Origin of the sequence: Vibrio sp. 2-1-2a (assembly GCF_032648565.1) — a bacterium.
Lineage (GTDB): Bacteria > Pseudomonadota > Gammaproteobacteria > Enterobacterales > Vibrionaceae > Vibrio > Vibrio diabolicus.
Genome location: NZ_WBOH01000005.1, coordinates 83,097 through 106,711, shown reverse-complemented (window position 1 = coordinate 106,711; position 23,615 = coordinate 83,097). Strand labels below are relative to the sequence as shown.

Annotated in this window: 26 protein-coding genes; 13 read left to right on the top strand and 13 right to left on the bottom strand. The window is 45.0% G+C overall.

Annotated elements, in window-relative coordinates; all coding sequences use genetic code 11:
- Window positions 1-58: 58 nt before the first annotated feature.
- From lafA to F7Y48_RS14845, 9 genes are all read right to left on the bottom strand, one after another.
- A complete protein-coding gene (lafA, locus tag F7Y48_RS14885) occupies window positions 59-913 on the bottom strand; it encodes a lateral flagellin LafA (RefSeq protein WP_053807553.1) in 855 nt (284 codons plus the stop codon).
- 304 nt (window positions 914-1,217) lie between these two features.
- Window positions 1,218-1,988 (bottom strand): EAL domain-containing protein, encoded by a 771-nt coding sequence (locus tag F7Y48_RS14880; RefSeq protein ID WP_046875750.1) that lies wholly within the window; start codon window positions 1,986-1,988, stop codon window positions 1,218-1,220.
- A gap of 19 nt (window positions 1,989-2,007) precedes the next feature.
- Window positions 2,008-4,098 (bottom strand): flagellar biosynthesis protein FlhA, encoded by a 2,091-nt coding sequence (gene flhA / locus F7Y48_RS14875; protein ID WP_006741984.1) that lies wholly within the window; start codon window positions 4,096-4,098, stop codon window positions 2,008-2,010.
- 31 nt (window positions 4,099-4,129) lie between these two features.
- Window positions 4,130-5,257, bottom strand: coding sequence for a flagellar biosynthesis protein FlhB (gene flhB, locus F7Y48_RS14870; RefSeq protein WP_006741983.1), 1,128 nt, complete (start codon window positions 5,255-5,257; stop codon window positions 4,130-4,132).
- Window positions 5,254-6,030, bottom strand: a complete 777-nt coding sequence (gene fliR, locus F7Y48_RS14865) for a flagellar biosynthetic protein FliR (RefSeq protein ID WP_006741982.1) — start codon at window positions 6,028-6,030, stop codon at window positions 5,254-5,256. The genes flhB and fliR overlap by 4 nt, the downstream gene beginning before the upstream one ends.
- Window positions 6,030-6,299 carry a flagellar biosynthesis protein FliQ gene (gene fliQ, locus F7Y48_RS14860; RefSeq protein WP_005375036.1) on the bottom strand — a complete coding sequence of 90 codons (270 nt, stop codon included), beginning with the start codon at window positions 6,297-6,299 and terminating at the stop codon, window positions 6,030-6,032. Before fliQ ends, fliR begins: the two co-directional genes overlap by 1 nt.
- Before the next feature lie 13 nt (window positions 6,300-6,312).
- Window positions 6,313-7,071 (bottom strand): flagellar type III secretion system pore protein FliP, encoded by a 759-nt coding sequence (gene fliP, locus F7Y48_RS14855; RefSeq protein WP_316684964.1) that lies wholly within the window; start codon window positions 7,069-7,071, stop codon window positions 6,313-6,315.
- 18 nt (window positions 7,072-7,089) lie between these two features.
- Entirely contained in the window at window positions 7,090-7,461 is a 372-nt protein-coding gene (fliN, locus tag F7Y48_RS14850; RefSeq protein WP_005398044.1) for a flagellar motor switch protein FliN, read from the bottom strand.
- Window positions 7,458-8,276 (bottom strand): FliM/FliN family flagellar motor switch protein, encoded by an 819-nt coding sequence (locus F7Y48_RS14845; RefSeq protein ID WP_316684963.1) that lies wholly within the window; start codon window positions 8,274-8,276, stop codon window positions 7,458-7,460. The genes fliN and F7Y48_RS14845 overlap by 4 nt, the downstream gene beginning before the upstream one ends.
- A 384-nt stretch (window positions 8,277-8,660) precedes the next feature.
- Here F7Y48_RS14845 and F7Y48_RS14840 point away from each other — a divergent pair, with 384 nt between their 5' ends.
- From F7Y48_RS14840 to fliJ, 8 genes are read left to right on the top strand one after another with little or no spacing between them, the layout of a single operon-like run.
- Window positions 8,661-9,680 carry an OmpA family protein gene (locus F7Y48_RS14840; RefSeq protein ID WP_301572214.1) on the top strand — a complete coding sequence of 340 codons (1,020 nt, stop codon included), beginning with the start codon at window positions 8,661-8,663 and terminating at the stop codon, window positions 9,678-9,680.
- Window positions 9,680-11,011, top strand: coding sequence for a sigma-54 interaction domain-containing protein (locus F7Y48_RS14835; RefSeq protein ID WP_006741978.1), 1,332 nt, complete (start codon window positions 9,680-9,682; stop codon window positions 11,009-11,011). The genes F7Y48_RS14840 and F7Y48_RS14835 overlap by 1 nt, the downstream gene beginning before the upstream one ends.
- Window positions 11,012-11,026: 15 nt before the next feature.
- Complete coding sequence (gene fliE, locus F7Y48_RS14830; RefSeq protein WP_005375045.1) at window positions 11,027-11,383, top strand: flagellar hook-basal body complex protein FliE; 357 nt, start codon at window positions 11,027-11,029, stop codon at window positions 11,381-11,383.
- Between the two features lie 3 nt (window positions 11,384-11,386).
- Window positions 11,387-13,135, top strand: a complete 1,749-nt coding sequence (gene fliF / locus F7Y48_RS14825) for a flagellar basal-body MS-ring/collar protein FliF (protein WP_031780427.1) — start codon at window positions 11,387-11,389, stop codon at window positions 13,133-13,135.
- Entirely contained in the window at window positions 13,104-14,117 is a 1,014-nt protein-coding gene (locus F7Y48_RS14820) for a flagellar motor switch protein FliG (protein ID WP_005394839.1), read from the top strand. The genes fliF and F7Y48_RS14820 overlap by 32 nt, the downstream gene beginning before the upstream one ends.
- A 4-nt stretch (window positions 14,118-14,121) precedes the next feature.
- Window positions 14,122-14,877, top strand: coding sequence for a flagellar assembly protein FliH (gene fliH, locus F7Y48_RS14815; RefSeq protein WP_005394841.1), 756 nt, complete (start codon window positions 14,122-14,124; stop codon window positions 14,875-14,877).
- On the top strand, window positions 14,870-16,216 hold the full coding sequence (gene fliI, locus F7Y48_RS14810) for a flagellar protein export ATPase FliI (protein WP_005394843.1): 1,347 nt from the start codon (window positions 14,870-14,872) through the stop codon (window positions 16,214-16,216). The genes fliH and fliI overlap by 8 nt, the downstream gene beginning before the upstream one ends.
- Window positions 16,217-16,240: 24 nt before the next feature.
- Complete coding sequence (fliJ, locus tag F7Y48_RS14805) at window positions 16,241-16,681, top strand: flagellar export protein FliJ (protein WP_005394844.1); 441 nt, start codon at window positions 16,241-16,243, stop codon at window positions 16,679-16,681.
- Window positions 16,682-16,697: 16 nt separating this feature from the next.
- Here fliJ and F7Y48_RS14800 read toward each other — a convergent pair whose 3' ends face one another.
- Together F7Y48_RS14800 and F7Y48_RS14795 are read right to left on the bottom strand one after the other, a co-directional pair.
- Window positions 16,698-17,699, bottom strand: a complete 1,002-nt coding sequence (locus F7Y48_RS14800; RefSeq protein ID WP_316685477.1) for a serine protease — start codon at window positions 17,697-17,699, stop codon at window positions 16,698-16,700.
- Between the two features lie 125 nt (window positions 17,700-17,824).
- On the bottom strand, window positions 17,825-18,715 hold the full coding sequence (locus tag F7Y48_RS14795) for a LysR substrate-binding domain-containing protein (RefSeq protein WP_006741976.1): 891 nt from the start codon (window positions 18,713-18,715) through the stop codon (window positions 17,825-17,827).
- 129 nt (window positions 18,716-18,844) lie between these two features.
- Here F7Y48_RS14795 and F7Y48_RS14790 point away from each other — a divergent pair, with 129 nt between their 5' ends.
- The 5 genes from F7Y48_RS14790 to F7Y48_RS14770 all read left to right on the top strand — a co-directional run bounded on the left by F7Y48_RS14790 (window position 18,845) and on the right by F7Y48_RS14770 (window position 22,237).
- Entirely contained in the window at window positions 18,845-19,768 is a 924-nt protein-coding gene (locus tag F7Y48_RS14790) for a DMT family transporter (RefSeq protein ID WP_182035994.1), read from the top strand.
- A 99-nt stretch (window positions 19,769-19,867) separates the two neighbouring features.
- A complete protein-coding gene (locus F7Y48_RS14785) occupies window positions 19,868-20,314 on the top strand; it encodes an SRPBCC family protein (RefSeq protein ID WP_048625393.1) in 447 nt (148 codons plus the stop codon).
- Window positions 20,315-20,397: 83 nt separating this feature from the next.
- The gene (locus F7Y48_RS14780; RefSeq protein ID WP_181869490.1) at window positions 20,398-21,150 is read left to right on the top strand and encodes a phosphatase; all 753 of its coding nucleotides are present in this window, start codon (window positions 20,398-20,400) and stop codon (window positions 21,148-21,150) included.
- 155 nt (window positions 21,151-21,305) lie between these two features.
- Complete coding sequence (locus F7Y48_RS14775; protein WP_005394852.1) at window positions 21,306-21,695, top strand: cytochrome b562; 390 nt, start codon at window positions 21,306-21,308, stop codon at window positions 21,693-21,695.
- 176 nt (window positions 21,696-21,871) lie between these two features.
- Window positions 21,872-22,237 (top strand): hypothetical protein, encoded by a 366-nt coding sequence (locus F7Y48_RS14770; RefSeq protein WP_080619260.1) that lies wholly within the window; start codon window positions 21,872-21,874, stop codon window positions 22,235-22,237.
- Here F7Y48_RS14770 and F7Y48_RS14765 read toward each other — a convergent pair.
- The gene (locus tag F7Y48_RS14765) at window positions 22,217-22,600 is read right to left on the bottom strand and encodes a VOC family protein (RefSeq protein ID WP_237284445.1); all 384 of its coding nucleotides are present in this window, start codon (window positions 22,598-22,600) and stop codon (window positions 22,217-22,219) included. The two genes, F7Y48_RS14770 and F7Y48_RS14765, sit on opposite strands and share 21 nt — an antisense overlap.
- Window positions 22,601-22,611: 11 nt before the next feature.
- Window positions 22,612-23,541, bottom strand: coding sequence for a LysR family transcriptional regulator (locus tag F7Y48_RS14760; protein WP_124008081.1), 930 nt, complete (start codon window positions 23,539-23,541; stop codon window positions 22,612-22,614).
- Between the last annotated feature and the right edge of the window lie 74 nt (window positions 23,542-23,615).

Genomic DNA, 23,615 nt, shown 5'->3' with positions numbered 1-23,615 from the left:
AAAAAAGCCTCCCATAGGGAGGCTTTTTATTTTGGTATATTTTATTTCTAGTTCGTTATTAACGAAGTAGAGACATTGCCATACCAGGTAGCTGGTTAGTTTGAGACAGAACTGTCGTACCAGCTTGCATTAGCATTTGGTTCTTAGTCATGTTTGAAGATTCTACAGCGAAATCTGCGTCCATGATACGGCCTTTAGCAGCAGAAGTATTCTCAACCATGTTACCCAGGTTAGTCATAGTGTGCTCAAGACGGTTGATGTTCGCACCAAATTGAGCACGAGTAGCACCGATATCTTCCACTAGACCAGCTGCGCCACTGATTTTATCAAGAGCTGCTTTCGCTTTAGTTGTATCACCGATACCGTCTGTGATTGCTGCGTCAGCAAGAGTCGCTGCAACTTTCTGGATGCTTGCAGATGCGTCAACATCTAGAGTTTCAGCAGAAGAAGCACCGATTTGGAAGGTAACTGCACCAGCTTCAAAACCACCACCAGTTGCTAGTAGTTTTTGGCCACCAAAAGAGGTGTTGTCCACGATGTTCTTTAGTTCAGCTGTAAGCTGTTTAAATTCTGCGTCCATTGCCGCGCGGTCTTTATCGCTGTTTGAACCGTTCAAAGACTGTGTTGCTAGGTCGTTCATACGGTATGTGATGTTAGTCATCTCATCCATTGCGCCTTCAGCTGTTTGCATCATAGAGATGCCGTCTTGAGCGTTACGCATTGCTACTGACATACCACGCGTTTGTGCTTCTAGACGGTTAGCAATTTGAAGACCAGCAGCGTCATCTGCAGCTGAGTTTACACGGTAGCCTGTGCTTAGACGTTCCATTGCGGTGTTTAGAAGACCGCTTGTGTTGTTCAGAGTGTTTTGAGTTACAAGCGATGCGTAGTTAGTGTGCATTGATAAAGCCATCTTAGTCTCCTTAGTTAGTCACTATATCTTTCAGGCCTCGGGATATTCCCTAGTCACTAACTAGAGGCGGTCGGTCAGCTTTAATGATTAATTTGAAAATTAAAAAATTCCTAAAAAAGATCAAAATTGATGATTTTTAGTGACTTGTATTCCATGAAAATACAGATATAACATCAAATAACCTGAATAAGCCTGACTTAATCAGGGAAGCAGTCATCTATCAATATTGTCGTTCTTCGTTATAAATAAAAAAACAGCGCGAATAATTCGCGCTGTTTTATAAAGATTAATAGTTAGGATTCTGTCATTCCTCACCAAAAGATTGAAAAGAGAGGGAGGTCGGGATGTCACTGAAATAACCAAAGTAATAATTGGCCCCTAACAAGCGATAGCGGTTTAGCTCTGTTTGGCTCGCTACCCGCCCGGCTACCCAAGGGTATTTGTGCTTTCTTAAGAACTTAGCAATCGGTAGGAAAGCATGTCTTTCTTCTTTATCCTCTAACGTGACTGATAGTTTGATCATATCGGGACTAAAGTCAGCGACTCGTTCGAAGTTCACTTGTGATGTCGCGACTTCAAACCAAAGTGAGTAGGCGTTTTCTCTTAACTTCTCTATCAGCGCTGAGACTTTATCATAGGCGCATAGCGTTTTGTCTGCTTGAAGAGAAGGAATCACATGTTGAAAAGCGGAAGAGTGAAACTGAATCATCTGTTCGAGAAAGTATATGCCTGGTTCCCATAGTAATGCGTCAATTCTTATCGGCACGACGACGTTACTGATTAAGTCGGGGTGAAAGGCTTCTAGCTGAAACTGTGTTTGTCGCAATGCGAGATAAAGGCTGAACAAATCTAGGCAGTACTGCATTTGTTCAGAGAGTTCGAATTGATAGACGCTTTGTTCGCCACGCGTGCCAAATCTCAACGTCAGGTGTTGGAATTCTACCTCGCCTGATTGAGTCTCGCGAATGGCTTGGCACGCGTGTTGAATGTCATTGTGCTTTAAAGCATCAAATACTAATTGATCGTCATCCGTGACGATATGTTGTACTGCGAGACCAACCAAATGTTCGTACATCGCATGTGTTGAAATAAGATTAACCAAGGTTTCCTACCACATTGATTTGTTTGTTTTCTGGAATTTCGTTGTAAGACAATACTGCCAGTCCTTGCGTAAATGTGCGTGCGTAACGAGCCAGAAGTGGACGTAACTGAGGCATAACGAGAAGAATCGGAGGTAATCCCTGTTGTTTGAGCTGTTGTCTTATCAGTGGCAAGTTTTGTTGGAACTGACCAAGAATATTTGGCTCAATTGGGAAGCTGTCTAACATTACTGTACCAGAAGATTGTGCTTGTTGTAGCGAAGTCAGTAGCATTTGTTCTAGTTCATCAGAGAGAGCATAGACATTTAATTCGTTTTTCTGTCCCGCAATCAGGTTTACGAGCGTGCGTTTTAGTGCGCAACGCACATCAGATGCCAGTAAAATCGGGTCTTTAGTGTTTTCCGCGGACTCCAGCATCGTGTTAGCAATCGTACGAATATCTTTTAGTGGCACTTGGTCTAGTAACAACTGGCGATATACTTTGAGTTGCTGCGCAGGGTTAAGTGCCGCGGCTAGGGCTTCGGCTAACTTCGGTGCTTGCTGTGTCAAACGTTGCGTCATAGCTTCAACATCGTCGTGCGTAAACAACTCAGCAAGGTTTGTTTTCATTATCTTGCTAATATGAGTCGCGATGACCGTGCCATCATCGACCACTTGATAACCCATGTTCAGCGCTTTCGCTTTGTCTTGATGTTCAATCCACACTGCTGGTAATTGGTAAGCAGGATCACTGCCCAAAATACCATCTACTTCACCGTACGTTTCTCCGACTGCAATCGCCATCAAACGTTCTGGCTCGATAAAGCCTTGTTCGATCACTTCGCCATTGAGAGAGATTGTATACTGATTCGGTTTAAGGCTTAGGTTGTCTCGAATACGCACCTCTGGTAATAAAAAGCCGACTTGTTCAGATAGGTTACGGCGCACACCGCGAATACGCTGTGATAAAGGTGCACCTTGTTCTTTGTTGACTAGGTGAACGAGACGGTAACCCAGGGAAAGCGACAACGTTTGAACATGAGGAATATCTTCCCATGTAAGCGGTGTATCGTCCTCTTGCATGGCTTGTGAAAGTGCTTCGACCTCCTCGATTTGGGAGTCTTGCACGGGCTTTTTCGTTTGACGCCAACCCGCGAAAGCTAAAGCACCCGCGAAAGCAAAAAAGGCCAAATGTGGCATGCCTGGCACCATGCCTATCACAGCCATGATGCCTGCGACGGTAAACAGTGTCGCCGGGGTTGCCAGCAATTGTTTTTGCATGGTTTCCGACATGCCATTATCGCTATCATTAATTCGCGTAACGATAATCGCTGCAGCCGTTGCCAATAGAAGTGATGGAATTTGAGCTACTAAGCCATCACCGATTGTAAGTAGTGCGTAGGTTTTAAAGGCGTCAGATGCTGCGAGTCCATGCTCAAAGACGCCGATGCTGATACCACCAATGATGTTGATAAACAGAATCAGCAAACCAGCGATAGCATCGCCTCGCACAAACTTTGAGGCGCCGTCCATCGAGCCGTGGAAATCGGCTTCGTTAGCGACTTCTTTACGACGCAATCGAGCGGTTTCCTGATCGATAAGACCGGCATTTAAGTCGGCATCAATCGCCATCTGTTTGCCCGGTAAGGCATCCAAAGTAAAGCGCGCAGACACCTCAGAGATACGTTCGCCACCTTTGGTAATTACGACGAAGTTGATGATCATCAAGATAACAAACACCACCATACCAACGACGTAGTTACCGCCAATAACGACTTCACCGAACGCTTGGATGACTTTACCTGCCGCATCCCCCCCATTATGCCCTTCTAGGAGTACGATTCGTGTGGAAGCGACGTTTAGTGTAAGACGCAATAATGTCGCGACTAACAAAATCGTTGGAAAAACTGAGAAGTCTAATGGTCGCTTTGCGGTAGTGCTGACCAGCAATACTAGGATTGCCAAGACGATATTGAAGGTAAACAACGCATCCAATAGCAGGGGAGGCAAAGGTAAAATCACCATTGCCAAAATCATTAGCAAGACAATTGGAATGCCAATGTAGCCTTTGGTTGATGTTTGAAGTTGTTTTAACCGGTTAAGCATACTTTCGTGTCCTTGGATAAACGCGGGTTAATCAGTGCTGCAAATGCTTTGGAATCGAAAAATGAGGCAAAGGAGTTGGCTCTTTTCCTTCACCTTTACGGAAGGCTTTCAATTGCAAAACGTAAGTAAGAATATGTGCCACGGCAATGTACAGTTGGCTTGGGATTGCTTGTTCAATCGCCGTGGTGTGATAGATCGAACGAGTCAACGGTGGTGAGTTGATGATCTCCACCTTGTTTTCTCGGGCGATTCGTTGAATGTGCATGGCTGTTTCGTCTACGCCTTTTGCAACCACAAATGGAGCATCAGAAAGTGAAGGTTCGTACTTCAGAGCGACAGCGTAGTGAGTTGGGTTAGTGATGATTACGTCAGCCGTTGGTACCATCTTATCGATTTTACGGCGTGCAAACTGCTGTTGAATTTGACGGATTCGCTGCTTTACTTCAGGGCGGCCTTCGTTGTTCTTGAATTCCTCCTTCAGCTCTTGTTTGGTCATACGCAGCTCTTTTAGGTGCTCCCAACGTTGGTAGGGAATGTCTACAACACCAAATAACAACAACGCAAACCCCATCAACAATAAGCCTTCAAAGAGAATAGACATCACCAGGGAAAAGCCTTGGCTTAAAGGTAAGTTTTGCATACCTAGCAGAGGCTGTAAGTGGTTGTCTAAATAGCCATATAAGATGCCGAAAATAACGGCTACTTTGAATGTGGACTTTAAGAGCTCAACCACTGAGCGTGTCGAAAAAATGCGCTTTATCCCACTTAAAGGATTAATTTTGCTCAGCTTTGGCATAACGTTCGCCGGACGGAACATCCAACCGCCTAGTACAAGGCTGCTACCACAGGTCACGATAATAATGACGGTAAACAACGGTAATAACATGTCGATGATTACCGCTAAACTTTGTCCCAATTGCTCGACAAGCTGTTTCGGGTTTTCTAGGTCGGCTCGCGTCAGCATCATGTTGTAGCGAAAAATACCTGACATACTTTCCCAAATGCTATTGAGCTGAGAGTAAAAGTAGAGCGCTACCGCTAGAAATATCACCGCAGTAGTAAACTCTTTTGCACGAGGAATTTGTCCTTCCTGACGTGCTTTTTTTACTTTCTGTGGCGAGGCTTTTTCAGTTTTGTCCTGAGACGATTGATCGCTCATGCGCCCCCCAACATAAAGTTACTCAAGTGTCTGATGGTGTCGTGCACAAGCGCGGTGTAGCGACCCGGCACACCAGATACTGAAATTAATACGCTGAACAGGCCAAGAAGCATCGTCATTGGAAAACCTAACGCATACACGTTGAGTGAGGGGGCGGCGCGATTCATCACACCAAAACTGATGTTGGCTAAGAGCATTGAAACAATAGCAGGCAACGCTAGTGCTAAAGCAGAGGCAAACATCCAACCGAAAATATTTACAACGCCTTGCAGAGAAAGCGATGTGATGCCAGAACCGACCGGCCACACGACAAAACTTTGAATCACGATATCAATGACGAGCAAGTGTCCTTCTAGCGCGAGAAATAACAAGGTTGAAAATATAAGAAATATGCGACCCAAAATGGCGACAGAAAGTCCGTTGATAGGATCATTCATCATTGCCATACCCAATCCCATTTGCAGAGAAACGACCTGACCAAGCATGGTGAAAACGTTAAAGAGCATGTGCAAAATTAGCCCAAACATCACGCCCCAAATCGCTTGCTCAAAAGCAAGGAATAGAGATGTCATGGAGAATAATTCGACTTGTGGCATTGGTGGCATCAATGGTGCGGTAATCACGACGATCGAAAGTGCCAGTAAGGTACGGATCCAAACGGGAATGATTGCATCACCAAAGAAGGGCATCGAAATAAATACGGCTCCCACACGAAAAAACGGCCACCAGAGTTGACCGAGTATCGCTGAGAGCTCTGCAAATGTGATGGCCATTAGCCAATCATCCCTGGTATGTTGTGGAATAAGAAATCAAACAGTTCCATGATTTTTCGGAGCATCCAATGACCCGCAAAAATCACCATCAATAGCGTAACGAGCAAACGTGGTAAAAAGCTGAGTGTTTGCTCGTTGATTTGTGTGGCGGCCTGGAAAACGGCGATACACAAACCGACAATTAGGCCAGGAACAACCAGTACCGCAACCATCAGAATGATCAGCCATACTGCATCGGAAAATAACGTTACGGTTAGTTCAGGGGTCATAGCATGCTCCTATTTAACCGAAACTGGCAGATAACGTGCCAACCGTCATTGCCCAGCCATCCACGAGTACAAACACCACCAGTTTAAAAGGGAGTGAAACAATCAAAGGTGATAGCATCATCATACCCATTGCCATGAGCACACTGGCGACAACTAAGTCGATAACCAAGAAGGGGATGAAGAGCATAAAGCCAATTTGAAAGGCGGTTTTTAGTTCACTGATGACAAACGCAGGCAAGACAACCGCAAACGAAATATCTTCAACCTTTTGGTCGAGCGGTTCATTGGCAATACGCAGCATTTGCTCAAGAGAGCTTTGATGAGTTTGTGCCAGCATGAACTCTCTCACTGGTTTCTCTGCTATAGAGAATGCTTGTATTAGCGTGATTTCACCATTGTCATACGGTTGAAATGCATTTTCATGAATATCGCTCCAAACAGGTCGCATGATCAGCAAGGTCAATGCCAAAGCAATCCCAACCAATACGCGGTTAGGAGGACTTTGTTGAAGACCAAGGGCTTGGCGCAAAATCGCGAGGACGACGATAATCCGAGTAAAGCTCGTTGCCATCAGAATGAATGCTGGAAGAAAACTGAGCGCCGTCATCAACAACAGAATTTGCAATTTAACGCTGTATTCTTGCTGTGTGTCGCCATCAGAAACGGACAAGATAGTTAAGCCGTTGTCTGCCGCCATGGTTGGGAAAGCAAACAAAAGTGACACCAGTACCAAAAGAGGTAACCAACGGTGCCAAGCGCTCAGATTTTTCATTGTGATGCCTACCTAAGATTATTGACCAACGCCACTCAATGCAGAGTCATGTACATCGATCAGACGAAGTCCGTACTTATCATTAACGACGACGACTTCAGCGTGACCCATTAGAGAGCCGTTTACCTTTACGTCTAAAGGCTCACCATTGAGCTTTTCAAGTTCGATAACCGTGCCTTCTCCGGCTTTCATTAAGTCCCCAAGTGGGATTTCTTTGCTTGCAACTTCCAGCGTGACAGTGACGGGAATACTTTTGAAAAAGCTAAGATCACGTTCCGCAGTTGCTGGTTCTTGTTGGAGCGTACTTTCAGCTTCAAAGTCTTCTAATTGAAAGTCGTCAAAGTTCAATTCTTCTGCGTCGAATGCATTCGTTTCTGGCGCTTCGCTCATCGCTGCGGTTCCTTATCAGGGTTAAAGATCAAAACAAGTTGGCCGTCTTGCTCAGCAATACGACCTGTAAATAAAGATTGGTTACCAATGCTGACTGGAACCGTATTAAGAAGCTCAATTGGTAAAATATCGTTAGGTTGTAAGCCAACAACGTCGCTCAACGGCATCTTCTTTTTACTTAAAACAACATTCAGTCGAACAGGCGTTGCCTCTAAAGAGCGACAGAATGGTTGGTACAAATCCGTATCGGGCTGCAGTTCAAGCTGCTCGATCAGTGTTTGAATAAGGTGGCTATCTAGTTTGAGATGAATTGAGCCTTGGTGATCGTCAAACGCGATGTTTAACTGCACGTTAATCCCAATCCCTCGGGGCGCTTCGTACTCACCCATTTCCCACATCTCACCTGGTGCAAGCCAACCAATAATGATACGACTGATTCGCTCTTGTAGGCGGAGGTCACTTGCTGTCAGTGTTGTTGCTGAACGCTCAGTGCTGGCGCCATAGAACCGATCTGCCAGTTTTATTAACGTGTGAGCATCTCCATGAACAAATACCATGCCGCCCTCTTGGTGTTGATAGGTTGACGTTTGGTCTTTATCCATTTTTATCGGTATAAAGCGATGCAAGTCTACAGAGGTTAAGCTAGCTTCCACTTTACTCGTACTGAGCCAATTTTGTAATTCAATCGTAAGGCTGGAACAAGACTCTGAAATCAAGCCTTCAAGCTTTTCACGAATGATATGAATAGGTTTGCCTAATAATTCTACATCAAGTAGTTGAATATCAGAAATAGGCTCGCTAACTCTATTTTCCATTTATATTTTACCGTGCGTTAACAATCGAAACTGTTTTAACTTAATGGCGTGTAGTCTACACAGAAATTTTAATGATCTTTTAGTTTCAAACTCTAAGATTGTGACTTTAGTTCACATGTTGCCTTGAGCATATAGTCTTAATCTTTTAATAAAATTTAAAAAGGGTTAGTTTCCTTTATAAATTGCTTAATAAGAAAATATAAAAATATTAAGCGTTTTTAGTTGTTATTAACTTTTTAAAACCATCTTCATGGTGTAACGGCTAATTTAGATAATTAAAATATAAGACATTGTTTTTAAAGCTTAAATCTTGGTTTTAAAGGTTTGGCTATGCTCTTGTGAGTATTTTGTAACCAGTTTCAATATTCAGAATAGGTAATTAACATGATTAGCTATGCCAGTTATCACGGCTTAGTGGCATATTTAATTAAATTGATAAGGTCATGGAATTGTAAGATATACATGAACCCTAACGGTTTAATAAATTGTAAAATATTTATTTTTGTCAGTTTGCTAGTGTCTAAGGTGACATATTCAGGTGAGGTTGTGACCATCCCCATGGATCTTTCAAAGTGGACATATAAAGGAAACAACTTTGAATGCAACTTATTGCACTCAAGCACGCCGTATGGGAAGTTTTATTTCCGTTCGGAACCTAACAATAAAACTTATTTTATTTCCGATATACATTATGAAAATAATAAATGGAAAACGATTGCTCTAATAAGTCAAAGTGCCCCATGGTCAAGTGAGCTTTATAGAAAAGAGTTTGCCACCCTTGATTTTACTAAGCCATCCCAACGATTTGTCTTCAGCAAAGGTGCTGATGAACTCATGGATTCAATTGCTACTGGTAATTGGGTGACGTTGTCACTAAAGGGAAGTAATGCTTCCTCTTTGTCGGAGATTGTGATTCCGACTATTCAAATTCAAAACGCGCTCAAGTCATTTAATGCCTGTCGAGCGCGTTTGCCTAAGCTTTCGTTTTCAGAGGCACGAAATCTTGTTCTGTCTTTTGACTTTGGTCAGAAGGCGCTAAGTCGTAAGCAGCAAGAAACGCTCGTAGCGCTAAATAGCTATGTATCTGTTGATGATCGTGTGACCAAGATCTTAATTGATGGCCATACCGATAACGTTGGTTCTAGCTTGGCGAACCTTTCAGTATCACGTACTAGAGCAGAGCAAGTTGCCGAGGCCTTAGTTGAACTTGGTATTGATAAATCGATGATCGAAACAAGAGCGCATGGTTCTCGTTACCCAATTGCCAGCAATAGTTCGACGAAGGGCCAAGCGAAAAATCGACGCGTAACGTTGCGCCTAGTGAGAGATAACGAGCGAACGGCAGTGAAACACCACCCTGATGTACAACAACAAAATCAACAAACGAAAGTTAAGGTTCAATGATGACGAAAACGAAAATTTTGTTGGTTGAGCCGAATGAAGCTCTTGCTCAACCAGTATTGGATGTGTTGCAAAATGCAGGTTACACCGCAAAACACACTCGTACTGGCCGAGGCGCATTACTTGAAGAGCGAGCAGAAATCACTCTTGTGAGCTCTACTTTACCGGACATGTGTGTCCGCGAGTTTGTTGCTTGCCACCAAAAGCAACGTAACTCTGGTGTTGTTATCGCTATTGTCGATCAAGAGCAGGGAATCTTGGCGGCTGAGACGATGAAATCGGGAGCAACCGATTATCTATTACGCCCATTTGAAGCGAATCAGCTGCTTAATTTACTGAAGCGCGTTGAAGCGTTAGGTAAGCCAATGGCCAATATTGTTGCGGAATCTTGGCGAAGCAAGCAGGTACTGCAATTGGCGCATCGTGCCGCTTGCACCAGCGCCAGTGTGTTAATTACAGGCGAATCGGGAACGGGTAAAGAAGTGCTGGCTCGATATGTGCATGAGCACTCTCCACGTATTGATGGTCCATTTGTGGCGGTTAACTGCGCCGCCATTCCAGAGTCGATGCTAGAAGCGGTTCTATTTGGTCATGTAAAAGGTGCCTTCACAGGAGCGACTAACTCTCAAAGCGGTAAGTTTGAAGAAGCGAATGGCGGGACGATTTTGCTAGATGAAATCGGTGAAATGTCCCCTGCAGTTCAAGCCAAGTTATTACGCGTTCTTCAAGAGCGTGAAGTGGAACGCGTAGGCAGCCACAAGGCGGTGAAGCTTGATATTCGTGTTATTGCGGCAACCAATAAAGACTTACGTGAAGAAGTTCAAAAAGGCACATTCCGTGAAGACCTTTATTACCGATTGGATGTTTTGCCTCTGCACTGGCCGCCTTTGCGTGAAAGAAAAGAAGACATTTTACCGATCAGCCAATTCTTTATTGAAAAGTATCAAGATAGCAGTCGCTGTCATCTATCCCAAGATGCGATCAGTGCGCTGAGTCAGTATCACTGGCCAGGCAATATTCGCGAGTTGGAAAATGTCATTCAGCGTGCATTGGTCATGCGTCATGGTGACTACATTACTGCCCATGATCTGATGCTGCCTATTGAACTTGTTGCGCCAGTTCCATCCGCTGAGCCAGCTTCAAGCTTTGGTCATGTAGAAGCGAAGAAGCAGGCCGAATATCAATTTATTTTAGAAAAATTACGTCAGTTTGGTGGAAACCGAACGAAAACCGCAAACGCGCTTGGAGTATCAACTCGAGCGCTACGCTACAAACTCGCAGCCATGCGAGAACATGGTATTGATTTACAGTCGGCACTAGGCTCGGCTGCCTAATAGGAGAAAAAATAGATGGCAAGTCAACCTACTCATGCGGTCTCGGCAGAGCAACTTATGTTGTCAAAAATGCAGGCGATGCAGGCACAAGTGCAGCCGCCAGAGTTTATCGTGAGTGCAAATCCTTTAGATCAACAATCACTAAACGCACCATTATCGTTCTCACAAGCGATGACAAATGTGTTGGATACAGTGAATCAACATCAATCAGTGGCTAGTCAAAAAATGACGGCCGTAGAAACAGGAAAAAGTGATGACCTAGTTGGTGCGATGGTCGCTAGCCAAAAAGCCAGCTTATCATTTAATGCTTTGATGCAAGTGCGCAACAAAGTCGTGACCTCATTTGAAGATATTATGAAGATGCCGGTGTAATTCATGTCAGAACTAACCCCCCAAGTCGCCGGAAATACAGCCATGACCTCCGGCTCAGCACAGACATTTTCTACTGCGAATAGCATGGACGATGTAACAACGAAGCTGAAGCAAATCTGGTCGAGTAGCCAGAGAAACCTAGTGTTATCTGCCGTACTCGCTGCGATTGTTGCGGCAATCATTGTGGTCGCTCTTTGGAGTTCCTCACAAAGCTTCCGTCCACTGTATAGCCAACAAGAACGTTTTGATATCGGAGAGATTGTCTCGGTATTAGAAAGTGAAGGTGTGAGCTACCGTATGCAAGAGCAAAATGGCCAAGTTCTTGTGCCAGAAGGCGAAGTTGCGAAAGTTCGCATGTTGCTTGCGTCAAAAGGTGTTAAAGCCAAACTGCCGACAGGTTTGGATTCGCTTAAAGAAGACAGCTCTCTCGGTACAAGCCAATTTATGGAAACGGCGCGTTACCGTCATGGTTTAGAAGGTGAGTTAGTACGCACTATCATGTCTCTGAATTCAGTGGCGAATGCGCGTGTTCACTTAGCTATTCCTCGTCAAACCTTATTTGTTCGTCAAAACAGCGAGAACCCTTCAGCGTCAGTGATGCTTGAGCTGAAACCTGGCGAAGACCTCAAGTCTGAGCAAGTTGAAGCAATCATCAACCTAGTGGTTGGTAGCGTGACGGCGATGAAGCCTGAATTTGTATCTGTTATCGACCAATATGGCCGTTTACTCAGTGCAGATGTTGCTTCGGCGGAAGCAGGTAAAGTCAATGCAAAATACCTTGAATATCAAAAGAACGTTGAGAAGCAGATCATTCAACGCGCAGCAGACATGCTTACGCCAATTGTGGGTCCGAGTAACTTCCGTGTGCAAGTTGCTGCCGATATGGACTTTAGCCAAGTTGAAGAAACGCAAGAGATTTTGGATAACGCACCTGTCGTACGTAACGAGCACACCATTCACAACAACTCAGTTGACCAAATCGCGCTAGGCGTACCAGGTTCTCTAAGCAACCAACCGCCAGTAACTGGTGAAGAAGTAGAAACGAACGATAGCCAAAACACCAACGCACGCTCTGAAGTAAACCGTCAGTATGCAGTGGGGAGTAGTGTTCGTCGTACTCAATACCAACAAGGTCAAATTGAGAAAATGAGCGTGTCGGTACTGTTGAACTCGAAAGCCTCTCCGGATGGTGTTGCTTGGAGTGAAGCAGATAAAGAGCAGATTTCAAATATGATCATGGATGCTGTCGGTATTTCTGCGGCACGAGGTGACAGCTTAAGCTTGATGAGTTTCAACTTCACTCCAATTGAAATTGATGCGCCTCCTGCGCTGCCGTGGTGGCAAGACCCTACAGTACAGCAGCCAATACGTTACGTTATCGGTGGTTTGTTAGGCTTGGCGATGATCTTCTTCGTACTACGCCCATTGATCATGCACCTCACTGGCGTTGATAAGCCAGTACCAGAGTTAGACTTTGCAGAGCCGCAAGAAGAGCCTGATTACGACAACCTGCAAACGCGTGAAGAGCGTGAGCATGAAGAAGTGCTTGATCGTCGTCTATCAGAAAAAGGTATCTCAGCCTCTTCCGGCTTAGATGTAAACAGCGACATGCTGCCTCCAGCCGGTTCGCCACTAGAGATTCAATTGAAACACCTACAGCTTATTGCCAATGAAGAGCCAGAGCGCGTAGCCGAAATACTGAAACAATGGGTAAACATCAATGAACACAGTTCCATCAAAGCAGACGCTTAGTTATGTAGAACAAACCGCGCTCGTGCTATTAGGCATGGGCGAGGATGCCGCTGCGAAGGTTTTACAGCACTTTAGCCGTGATGAAACCCAGCGGGTGACTCGTGCAATGGCGAAGTTGAATGGCATTAAGAGCGATTCCGCTCGCGGCGTTATTCAAACTTTCTTTGAAGACTTTCGTGAGCACAGTGGCATTCGTGGAGCTTCTAAAGAATATTTGTCTAATACGCTACGTAAAGCATTGGGTAATGATTTGGCAAAAGGGCTGCTGAATACGCTGTATGGTGATGAAATTCGCAACAATATGCAGCGCTTACAGTGGGTAGAAGCAGAAACGCTTGCTCGTTTCATTGTGAATGAGCACCCGCAAATGCAAGCGATTTTTCTTGCCTATTTGCCAGCCGATAGCTCTTCAGCGGTGTTGAAGCACCTGCCACAAGATTACCATGACGAAATCTTGTTCCGAATTGCTCAGCTGCAAGACATCGATCATCAAGTTGCTATTGATTTGCATGAGCTCGTTGAGCGCTGCATTGAAAAAGTATCTGCAAGCCAAAGCACACCGCTATCTGGTGTCAAGCAAGCTGCTGACATCATTAACCGCTTTGAAGGTGATCGCGGGTCGTTGATGGAAATGCTGAAGTTGCATGATGAAGATGTCGTTAATGCCATTGAAGAGAATATGTTCGACTTTATGGTTCTTGGTCGTCAGCGTGAAGAAACCATGGACATGCTGGTGCAGCAGATCCCACTAGAATTGTGGGCAGTTGCACTCAAAGGTTCAGAAATTACGTTACAGCAAGCCATTAAACGTTCTATGCCTCAGCGTATGGTGAAAGCACTGGAAGACGATATGGAAGCGCGCGGGGCTGTTGCGCTAAGTCGTGTTCAAAAAGCGCGTCAAGACATCATGCAAATGGTGCGTGAGTTGGATGAATCTGGTGAAGTTCAGTTGCTTCTTTATGAAGAGCCAACGGTGGAGTAACGTCATGGTAGAGACAAAATCAAGTACGATGCGACTGCCGCCGAGTGGATACCGTTTGCACCGTTTTCCGCCTTTGGCGCAGCCTAAGGCTATAGAAGACGAGTTCGGGCTAGATAACCAAGGTTGGCAAGAGCCGCAAGTTGATATTCAACAGCAGCTTGAAGCCGGTTTTCAACAAGGTTTACAACAAGGGCATGAAGAAGGCTTACGTCAAGGTATCGAGCAGGGTAAGCAACAAGGCCTGTTAGATGGGCAAAAAGAAGGCTTCCAAAAAGGCTTTGTGTCTGGTGAGCAGTCGGGAAAACAGAGTTTTCTAGAGGCGGCGAAACCCGTGAACGAGCTCTTTCATGCGCTGTCTCGTTGGCAAGACGAAAAAGAGCAACAGCAACGTCATATGATTTGTGAGCTGGTACAAAAAGTGGCTCAGCAAGTGATTCGTGCTGAGCTCACTTTAATGCCTCAACAGATCCTTGCTTTGGTGGATGAGACATTGTCTGCCATGCCTGGTAAAGCGGAAACCGTAACCGTGCATTTAAATCCGCAGGATTTAGAACGAATTACTCACATTAATGCTGATCTGCCACAATCTTGGAAACTGGTGGCTAATACGGAACTTCCGATTGGTGGCTGTCAACTAGTGACCGATGATGCAGAGGCGGATGCAAGTTGCGACTCTCGTTTAGAAGCCTGTATGGACAATGTAAAACAACACCTTTTGGATGAAGTTAGTATTCCGCAGGTAGAATCAGAGCATGAGTAATACCTTAAGCCATGAGCTATTGAGTGAGCGTTTGAGCGAAGCATTGGCTTCGCTCGATTCAATCCCTGTTGCTCGCGTGACAGGGCGCTTGATTAAAGTAAACGGCTTAATGTTACAAGCCGTTGGGTGCCGGTTTAAACTGGAGCAGCGCTGTCTCGTAGAAACCGCAGAAGGCGACATGATCGAAGCGCAAGTGGTGGGCTTTGAGCACACTATTGCTTACCTAATGCCTATTCGGCGCTTAGGTGGCTTATTTGCTGGTGCGAAAGTCATTCCTCTGGACGGTGACAGTACCGTGCAGTTAAGTGCTCAGTGGTTAGGGCGAGTGCTGAATGGTTTAGGTGAGCCGTTGGACGACGGGGCACCGCTTAAAGGGGGAGATCGTGTTTCACTTGAACCAAAACCGATTAACCCATTGAAGCGACGTCCTGTTGATACCCCACTCAACGTTGGGGTGCGCGCAATCAATGGACTCTTGACCGTCGGAAAAGGTCAACGCATTGGCTTAATGGCGGGCAGTGGTGTCGGTAAAAGTGTTTTAATGGGGATGATCACCAAAAACACCGAAGCCGATGTGATTGTGGTCGGTCTTATTGGTGAGCGAGGCCGAGAGGTACGCGAGTTCATCGAACGAAACTTAACCCCAGAGGCGCGCAAGAAGGCGATTATCATCGCAGCTCCTGCTGATGAATCCCCGCTGATGAGGTTAAGAGCCACACTGCTTTGTCATCGCGTTTCCGAGTATTTTCGAGATCAAGGCAAAGATGTTTTGTTGTTGATGGACTCTCTCACTCGATACGCCATGGCACAGCGTGAAATCGCTCTTTCGCTTGGCGAGCCTCCGGCATCTCGCGGTTATCCGCCCTCTGTCTTCAGCGTGTTACCGCAACTCCTTGAGCGTGCGGGCAACAGTGAAAATCAGCACGGTAGCCTAACCGCAATTTATACCGTGTTGGCGGAAGGGGACGACCAGCAAGATCCTGTCGTGGATTCTGCGCGTGCTATCTTAGATGGACATGTCGTATTATCGCGTCAACTTGCCGAGCAAGGGCACTATCCTGCCATTGATATTAATGCGTCTATCAGCCGTTGTATGAGTACCTGTACACAGGAGGCGCATAGCACGATCGCGAATAATTTCCGCCAGATGTACTCCAACTATCTTCAGGTGAAAGAATTGCTGCCGTTAGGAGGCTATCAACCGGGGCAAGATCCTGAATTAGATCAATCTGTTGCTATGTATCCAAACTTACGTGCGTATTTACAACAAGCCGCCAATGAGTCAGTGGATTACCCAACCAGTTTGACCGAGCTCGCGCAGCTTTTTCAAAGTGCTTAACCAAATGGGAGTGGCATCGTTGAGATGAAATCCAAGTTAAAAGCAGTGGGTAAGCTGCAACAAATGGAAGAAAAGCAACGTGATCGTGTGGGTCAACAACTTGATGCCATGCGTCAACGTCACTCCCATCTTTCAATGCAGTTGGAACAATTGTCAGCATTGAAAGGTCATGCGGGACAATCAACCAGAACTGTTCCAACACTGACAAGCGCAGCACTGATGAACTTTAATCGTGTCGATCAAATGCTGCAAAAAATGCTTCGCCACCATGAGCATGAACAAGCCGTCATGCAAGCGGAATGCGCGTCTGTACAAAAAACGCTGGAGCACAAACACGCTCGTGTTCAAGGGTTAGAAAAAGTGCTCGAACGATGGCGTACTAAGCAAAATTATGAAAAAGCGAAAAAAGAGCAAAAAATAATAGAAGACATCATCAACTCTCGTGTTAAGCGCAAGATATTATGATGTCTTATCGAAGCTATTAGGAGCGCGAATAAGTTCCGCGGCGTCTTAGCCAACCAAACCAGCCTCCAAGCATGATCATCCCTGCGCCAAGTGCGCCACCACTACTGCCATTATCCTCAAAGCCAGATGTGTTGGTATCTTCTGATTCAAAGCCGGAATCACCTTCACTATGATAATCTTCTGTGCTTGCTAAGAGGGCATTGTAACGAGTCTTCACTCCCGAACTGGTTTGGGATTCAATCCATGTTGTGTAATTTAGAACCTCAGTAAACACACTCGGAATCGCAGCGGATTCACAAACAGAAGAACCATAGCTTACAATACCGATTTGTTGATACATTCCGTTGTTGTCTTGATAGGTGAGAGGGCCACCAGAGTCACCGCTGCAAATACCGGTATAACTGCGCTCAGGAAACCCATTGGCACATAAGCTTTCTTGAGCATTAAACCCCGTCACTAAAGAAGCACATTGCGCATCAGTGAGTGGTTTTACTTCCGCCCATCGCAAATAATTTGGTCCATTTTCATCGTTGGTCGAGGTTTGCCCTAAACCGAATATCTGATAAACCGATTTGCTGCTGTAATCACCAAAATCTTGCGGCAACGTAATGGATTGAACGTTGTCGGTGATCGGATGGGTAAGTTCAAGTACGGCGATATCATTAATCCATAAATCACTAGGCTCGTAATTTGGATGAATAGTGATAGAGCGAACATCTTTGAATTCCTCAACAAACACATCGTTCATTGTCGGGTTTTTTACTAAGACTCGCAGATCATTGATTGTCCATCCATCAGAAAAAACACTCGGCTCTACACAATGAGCGGCGGTTAAAATGAAGCGGTCATTAACAATCGTGCCGCCACAGATGTTGGCAAATTGATTCGCGCCAGTTTTGTGTAGAATGAGTCGTGCGAAAAAGGGCAATTGATTTTGAGTGGCTTGCTGGCCGCCTATGATTGCCGTTGAGATGCCTTGCTCTGAATGAGCGTCTTCACTTTCAGCGACTGCACTCATGGGTACTGTGAGGCAGAGTACGCTTAACCATATTTGATACCGCTTCATAAACCATCCTTGGATGAAAAGTGCTCTTTCTAACTTTATACTAATTTTTCAATGAATGTGCTTAACAAAAGGTTTCTTTAATTGAATGATTGTTGCAACCACGAGCGCAGAAGGTGAAACGATTCCAGCTTTAGCTTGTGTGGTGGGCAAACAAAGTAAAACTGTTGGTTAGGATTAATGACGGGTTTACCCAGCTCGATTAACTGGCCATATTTGATGTCATCTTTCACAAACAAGCGATGAGTCACCAATAAGCCTAAACGACGAGTCGTCGCCTGCACGGCTTGTATCGACATATTAAAAGTGATTGGTTTTTTGCTTTTAGGTCGCAGGATGCCAGTCGCATTCTGCCACACGTTCCAGTCATTTTTTCTTCGTTCGTTAGTGACTTCAATGATGGGATACTGCTTTAACAGTTGAGCGATATTTGAGTCATTCGTCTTAGCTATCAATTCAGGGCTACACACCAAAACCAGTTCATCTTCACTGAGCTTTTCACAGTAATAATCTTGCCATTCCTCGGTGTTTCCATGCACGAGGGCAGCGTCGATACCTTCTTGCTCTAGATTAAACCTGCCAGACAGGTTTGATAAACGAACGTCTAATTGCGGAGCAAAGTCCTGCAAACTCGACATTCGCGGAATCCACCAATGCAGCGCCAAGGAATTCACCATATTAAGCGTAATACGTTGCAAGTTTTGGTCTTGGATTAACGCTTCTGTGGCATCGACAATTTGTTCTAAAGCTGGCGCAACCTTTCGATAATATTTTTTACCGTCAGCATTAAGTTGAACTTGTCTGCCTACGCGATCAAACAGAGGTTTGTTTACCTGAGTCTCCAGTGATTTTATCGCCTGACTCACCGCCGAATGACTCACACTTAATATCTGCGCTGCTTCTGTCATGCTGCCAGATTCCGCTACAGCGACAAATGCATAGATGGATTTTAGAGGGACTAATTTACGCATATTTTAGAAACCGTAACATGATGAGAGATAAGTTAACCTGTAAGTTTTTCTTACATTAATGGTTAATATTACTCGCTATTTACAATAAGTGATATCTCATAAAATACTCCATATATTAAGGAGTATCGAATGAATGCAGTAAATAAATCTATCCTTTTCATGCTGATGTCTACGTTAAGCTTATCTGTTACTGGGTTGTTAGCAAAGCAGTTGACAGGTGAACTTTCCGTCACACTGTTTAGTTTCTTACGCTTTTTGGCTCCTGCACTTATTTTGCTTGTCTTACTTCGTTTCAAAAATCTTACCTTTCCTAAAGCTGGGACGTTAAAACCGATTTTGCTTCGCGCCTTCTGTATCGGCTTGTCACAGTTGTGTTTCATCGCGTCACTACAAACGTTAACGCTGGTAGAAGGGGTGGTATTGTTTGCCACTGGCCCATTATTTATTCCTTTGGTTGAAAAGCTGTTTATGGGAGGCCACATTCGCGTTTCAACATTGGCGGCTTTAGCAATGGCGTTTACTGGAGTGGTTATGTTGGCGGGAGTTGGTGGGGAGTTTACTTGGCGTTCGGATTTATTACTCGGTCTAGCTGGTGGACTCTTCAATTCCGGCTCTCAGCTTACGCTATATAAAGTGAGTAAAACTGATATGTCGCCATTAGAAATCAACTTTTGGGCGTTTGGGTTTGCTGCCGTATTTCTGTTACCGCTAACGTTGTTTAACGACATCGATGTTTTCCTCAAAGCCAATGTGATGGAATCTACTGTTTCTTCTAATATGCTGTGGCTCGGTGTGATGTCCCTGATGATCATTAACACCCAAGTTTTCCGCTCCAAAGCGTATCAACTGGCAAGCAGCGGCTCTCAACTTGCACCACTTATTTTTACTAACCTACTGTTCACCGCGGTTTGGCAGAGTGTGTTTTTCGATGACCGAATGAGTCAAAGCCAAATTATCGGGATGAGTTTAATTGTGCTCGCAACCATACTGAACACATGTTGGGTTCGCTTTACGGCGCATCGTGGTGGTAGGTTACAAGCGAGAACTTCTTAGCCTGTCGGAAAATAGAGGATTAAGTAAGGCAAATCAGAGGTGAGGTTTGATTTTTTCTGACAATGAACTAGCGTCAAGAAAGGTTCAGGGAGAGAAATAATGCTTACGCTAAATTATTACGTTGAGATTTCAGCTACACCGCAACGGGTGTGGGAAGTGCTAACCGATGCTGAGTTATACAAACGCTGGGCACAGGCTTTCTCACCCCAGTCTCAATTTGATGGGATATGGGAAGAAGGGCAAGACATCACTTTTTTTGATCCCGATATGGGCGGAACGCGAGCGACTATCGATATCGTGCAACCGCAACAGCATCTTGAATTTCATCACATTGCCATTTTTAATCCGGATAATAGGCAGCAATTGGATGGAGATTTAGCATCTAAATGGATTGGATCACGAGAGATCTATCAGATCGACACCAACAGTGATCGTTTGTTACTCAATGTCACCATTCATACGCACAGCGACTTTGTTTCTATGTTTAATCACGGATGGGAAAAAGCGTTGCCCCTAATAAAAGCCATCAGTGAGGAGCAAGCTTAAGTCTGATACTCATCTTGGGCTGACGGTACGTCACGTGTAGGTATACAATAGCACGCAAGATAGCGCACCTAAGAGAGTGGATGATGGAATTTAAAGTTGATACCCATACACATACGTACGCCAGTGGTCATGCGTACAGCACCTTGATTGAAAATGCAAAATTGGCGAAAGAGAACGGCTTGGATATGTTCTGTACGACTGATCACGCGGAATCAATGCCGGGCGCGCCGCATTACTGGTTTTTCTCCAACCAAAAAATCCTGCCTCGATTTTTAGACGGTATCGCGATCATTCGGGGTGTGGAATCCAACATTCTTAATACCGAAGGCGACATCGATATTCCGCTGAGTGTCGATCGTAACCTAGATTGGGTTATTGCAAGTTTCCATGAACCTGTTTTTCGTCCTGCAAACAAAGAAACTCATACGGAAGCGCTCATTAATGTGATTCAAAGCGGTCGTATTGATGCGCTTGGCCATCTTGGGAATCCAAATTTCGACTTTGATTTTCAGGCCGTTTTAACGTGCGCGAAAGAGCATAATGTTGCGATTGAAATCAATAACACCACGCTAAAAGGGAATAGCCGAGTGGGTAGCGTAGACCGTTGCCACGAGATTGCACAAATCGGTAAAGATCTCGGTGTCTTCTTCACAACGGGAAGTGATGCGCATTTCTGTCATGATGTTGGTAATCTGGATTTGGTTGGAGAGCTAATGGATAAAGTGGGTATCGATAGCAAAAAAGTGATTACTCACACCGCTCAGCAGTTTTTGTCTTTCTTAGCTTTGAGAGGCCGTAAGCCAATTCCAGAGTATGACGACATTCGCAACGCATAAACTTGATTACATTTTAGGTATGCACCTGGCGTAAGATTGCTTTACACTGCGACCCGGAACTACTCAACTAAGCTAGTTTGTCGCCTTTTATGGCGAGGGTTATTTGGGTAAATAAAGCCGACACAGAATTCGGCACTATAAATGGAGAAGTGAAAATGTTACGTCCTTTAGTCCTAGGGTGTGCGATTGCGTTTGGCTCAACATACGCAATGGCGGAAGCGGTTGATTTAAAACAAAACATGAAGCAGATGAAGATGGAATTCAAACAGGCGGCAGAAGCGTCGGATGTTGAAACCATGAAGTCTGCAATTGATAGCTTGCAAGCAATCGTCGAGCAATCTAAGCGCGGTAACTATCCACCAGAGAAATTCGATACCTACTTAGAAGGCTTTAATAAACTAACGGTAACGTTAGACAAGATTGAAGCAGACTTAGACGCTGGTAACCTGCAAGACGCGAAAGCACAATTACGTGAAATTGATAGCCTACGTGAAGAATACCACGACAAGCGTAACCCAAGTATTTGGAGTAAGCTGTTCGGCTAATCGCGATAAAAGCTGACAATAGAATATGAAAATAGCCTGCCGTTTTGGTGGGCTTTTTTGTGTCTGTCAATTGCGTTATTGAAGAAAAGCTGTGAGGTGGCAACCACTTATTGATCCTGTTTTTGAGCTAGCACTCAGAATTAGTTACGCTGAATTAAATTTGTTAAGTCACCGTTATGCGTAGATTAATTCCTTTTTATCGCTCCATGCTATTTGCTAGTGCTCTAAGTTGGGTGCTAGTGACCCTGATGCCTGTTATCAATGCTCATGGTAACAGCATGGGTGTGTGGGCGACGCTATGTACGCTTAACGGTTTTGAATTGGTTCAAATCGAAGAAAGTGACAATGCCGTCAGCCATAAAGGCAAACCTTGTCCTTTTAGCCACTTCTCGACCTTTCATCATGATTCACTTCCAACTACACCAATACTTCCACAACTGAGCTTGGTCATTTCTGAAAGCTACACTTTTTTGGCTCTAAGTGTACGATTTGAAACGCCAGTTCCTCGTGCTCCACCAAAGTTAGCGTTGATAAACTTCTAGCGGCAAGCCATCTGGATCTTTGAAAAAGGTAAACGCTTTGCCTGTAAATTCATCGATGCGAATGGGCTCTACCTCAATTTCTCTCGCCTCTAAATATTCTTTAACATGCTCGACATCATCCACTTGAAAAGCAAGGTGGCGTAACCCCTGAGCTTCAGGAAAGCTCGGTCTCTCTGGTGCGTCCGGAAAGCTAAACAATTCAACTTGGCTACCGTCAGGCAGAGCAAGGTCAAGTTTGTACGAGTCTCTGGCTTTACGATAATTTTCAGCAATGACTTTTAGCCCTAACAATTCGGTGTAAAAGCGTTTTGACCTTGGATAATCACTGCAAATGATCGCGACGTGATGAATGGCATTAAACATGGTTAGCCTCTTCAAACATGGTTAGTGTCCTCGGAGACTAAATGCTCCTTAACGAAGTCGATAAACACGCGCAGACGAGCAGGCATGTATTTGGTTTGCGCATACTGCATCGCGATAGCGCCGTGGTAGTTACTCTTGATCATCCAGTCCGGTAGCACCTCTACCACTTCTCCTTGCTCTAACGCGTCTTTGATCACGAAGTCATGGAAGATCCCAATTCCCAAGCCAGACTTAACGCCATTTAAGCGCATTTGTGAATGGTTGACGGCATAACGGCCACTCACTGCAATGGAGTGGAACGCTTCCTCTTTAAAGAACGACCAGATGTTGTCTTTGTCGTTCTCGGCAAGGTAAATGCAGTCGTGCTGCTCAAGTTCAGTCGGATGCTCAGGCATACCGTGTTTGGTGAGGTAATCTGGAGAAGCACATAAAACGAGATTGGTCTTGCTGATCTCTTTGAGTACCAGATTCTCATCGGGTTTGTCGGTGAGCTTAAAGGCGACATCAATACCTTGGCGGAAAAGATCAATCTCACCATCTGCTGCACGCAGCTTAAGCTGAATATTTGGATAACGCTCTAGGAATGGCAACACAAATGGCTGAAGCACCGAATTAAGAAACGCTTCAGGGGCGGCCACTGTGAGTGCGCCTGTTGGCTCGGCATGATCTTCCGCAGATAGCTCAACGGCTTGCTGCGCGGCATTCACCATTGCGATGCTTTGGTCGTAAACCTTTTGTCCAGCTTGAGTGATGATCAACTTACGAGTCGTACGCTCAAACAATTTGACCGAGAGCGCTTGCTCTAGTCGGGTGATCAACTTACTTAAAGCCGATGGCGTCACGCCGAGTTGTTTGGCTGCAGCGGTAAAACTGCCTTCGTTTACCACTAAGATAAACGAAGCAAGATCAGGAAGTAGGGCAATGAGTTTTGGATTAACCATAATTGTTCAGTTCTGCGCAGCGGAATAACGATATTGTCTGGTACGGTTTCACGAGGTTCAAGTGTCACCGTCTC

Bases quoted from the DNA above. Each gene is read 5' to 3' on its own strand.
- fliJ (WP_005394844.1), top strand. From the start codon at position 16,241: ATGAAATCCAAGTTAAAAGCAGTGGGTAAGCTGCAACAAATGGAAGAA.
- flhB (WP_006741983.1), bottom strand. From the start codon at position 5,257: ATGAGCGATCAATCGTCTCAGGACAAAACTGAAAAAGCCTCGCCACAG.
- fliE (WP_005375045.1), top strand. From the start codon at position 11,027: ATGGCAAGTCAACCTACTCATGCGGTCTCGGCAGAGCAACTTATGTTG.
- lafA (WP_053807553.1), bottom strand. From the start codon at position 913: ATGGCTTTATCAATGCACACTAACTACGCATCGCTTGTAACTCAAAAC.
- fliN (WP_005398044.1), bottom strand. From the start codon at position 7,461: ATGAGCGAAGCGCCAGAAACGAATGCATTCGACGCAGAAGAATTGAAC.
- flhA (WP_006741984.1), bottom strand. From the start codon at position 4,098: ATGCTTAACCGGTTAAAACAACTTCAAACATCAACCAAAGGCTACATT.
- F7Y48_RS14840 (WP_301572214.1), top strand. From the start codon at position 8,661: ATGATTAGCTATGCCAGTTATCACGGCTTAGTGGCATATTTAATTAAA.
- F7Y48_RS14795 (WP_006741976.1), bottom strand. From the start codon at position 18,715: ATGCGTAAATTAGTCCCTCTAAAATCCATCTATGCATTTGTCGCTGTA.
- fliF (WP_031780427.1), top strand. From the start codon at position 11,387: ATGTCAGAACTAACCCCCCAAGTCGCCGGAAATACAGCCATGACCTCC.
- F7Y48_RS14765 (WP_237284445.1), bottom strand. From the start codon at position 22,600: ATGTTTAATGCCATTCATCACGTCGCGATCATTTGCAGTGATTATCCA.
- fliR (WP_006741982.1), bottom strand. From the start codon at position 6,030: ATGGCCATCACATTTGCAGAGCTCTCAGCGATACTCGGTCAACTCTGG.
- F7Y48_RS14790 (WP_182035994.1), top strand. From the start codon at position 18,845: ATGAATGCAGTAAATAAATCTATCCTTTTCATGCTGATGTCTACGTTA.
- F7Y48_RS14780 (WP_181869490.1), top strand. From the start codon at position 20,398: ATGGAATTTAAAGTTGATACCCATACACATACGTACGCCAGTGGTCAT.
- fliI (WP_005394843.1), top strand. From the start codon at position 14,870: ATGAGTAATACCTTAAGCCATGAGCTATTGAGTGAGCGTTTGAGCGAA.
- F7Y48_RS14835 (WP_006741978.1), top strand. From the start codon at position 9,680: ATGACGAAAACGAAAATTTTGTTGGTTGAGCCGAATGAAGCTCTTGCT.
- F7Y48_RS14845 (WP_316684963.1), bottom strand. From the start codon at position 8,276: ATGGAAAATAGAGTTAGCGAGCCTATTTCTGATATTCAACTACTTGAT.
- F7Y48_RS14820 (WP_005394839.1), top strand. From the start codon at position 13,104: ATGAACACAGTTCCATCAAAGCAGACGCTTAGTTATGTAGAACAAACC.
- F7Y48_RS14760 (WP_124008081.1), bottom strand. From the start codon at position 23,541: ATGGTTAATCCAAAACTCATTGCCCTACTTCCTGATCTTGCTTCGTTT.
- fliP (WP_316684964.1), bottom strand. From the start codon at position 7,071: ATGAAAAATCTGAGCGCTTGGCACCGTTGGTTACCTCTTTTGGTACTG.
- fliQ (WP_005375036.1), bottom strand. From the start codon at position 6,299: ATGACCCCTGAACTAACCGTAACGTTATTTTCCGATGCAGTATGGCTG.
- F7Y48_RS14775 (WP_005394852.1), top strand. From the start codon at position 21,306: ATGTTACGTCCTTTAGTCCTAGGGTGTGCGATTGCGTTTGGCTCAACA.
- F7Y48_RS14785 (WP_048625393.1), top strand. From the start codon at position 19,868: ATGCTTACGCTAAATTATTACGTTGAGATTTCAGCTACACCGCAACGG.
- F7Y48_RS14880 (WP_046875750.1), bottom strand. From the start codon at position 1,988: ATGTACGAACATTTGGTTGGTCTCGCAGTACAACATATCGTCACGGAT.
- F7Y48_RS14770 (WP_080619260.1), top strand. From the start codon at position 21,872: ATGCGTAGATTAATTCCTTTTTATCGCTCCATGCTATTTGCTAGTGCT.
- fliH (WP_005394841.1), top strand. From the start codon at position 14,122: ATGGTAGAGACAAAATCAAGTACGATGCGACTGCCGCCGAGTGGATAC.
- F7Y48_RS14800 (WP_316685477.1), bottom strand. From the start codon at position 17,699: ATGAGTGCAGTCGCTGAAAGTGAAGACGCTCATTCAGAGCAAGGCATC.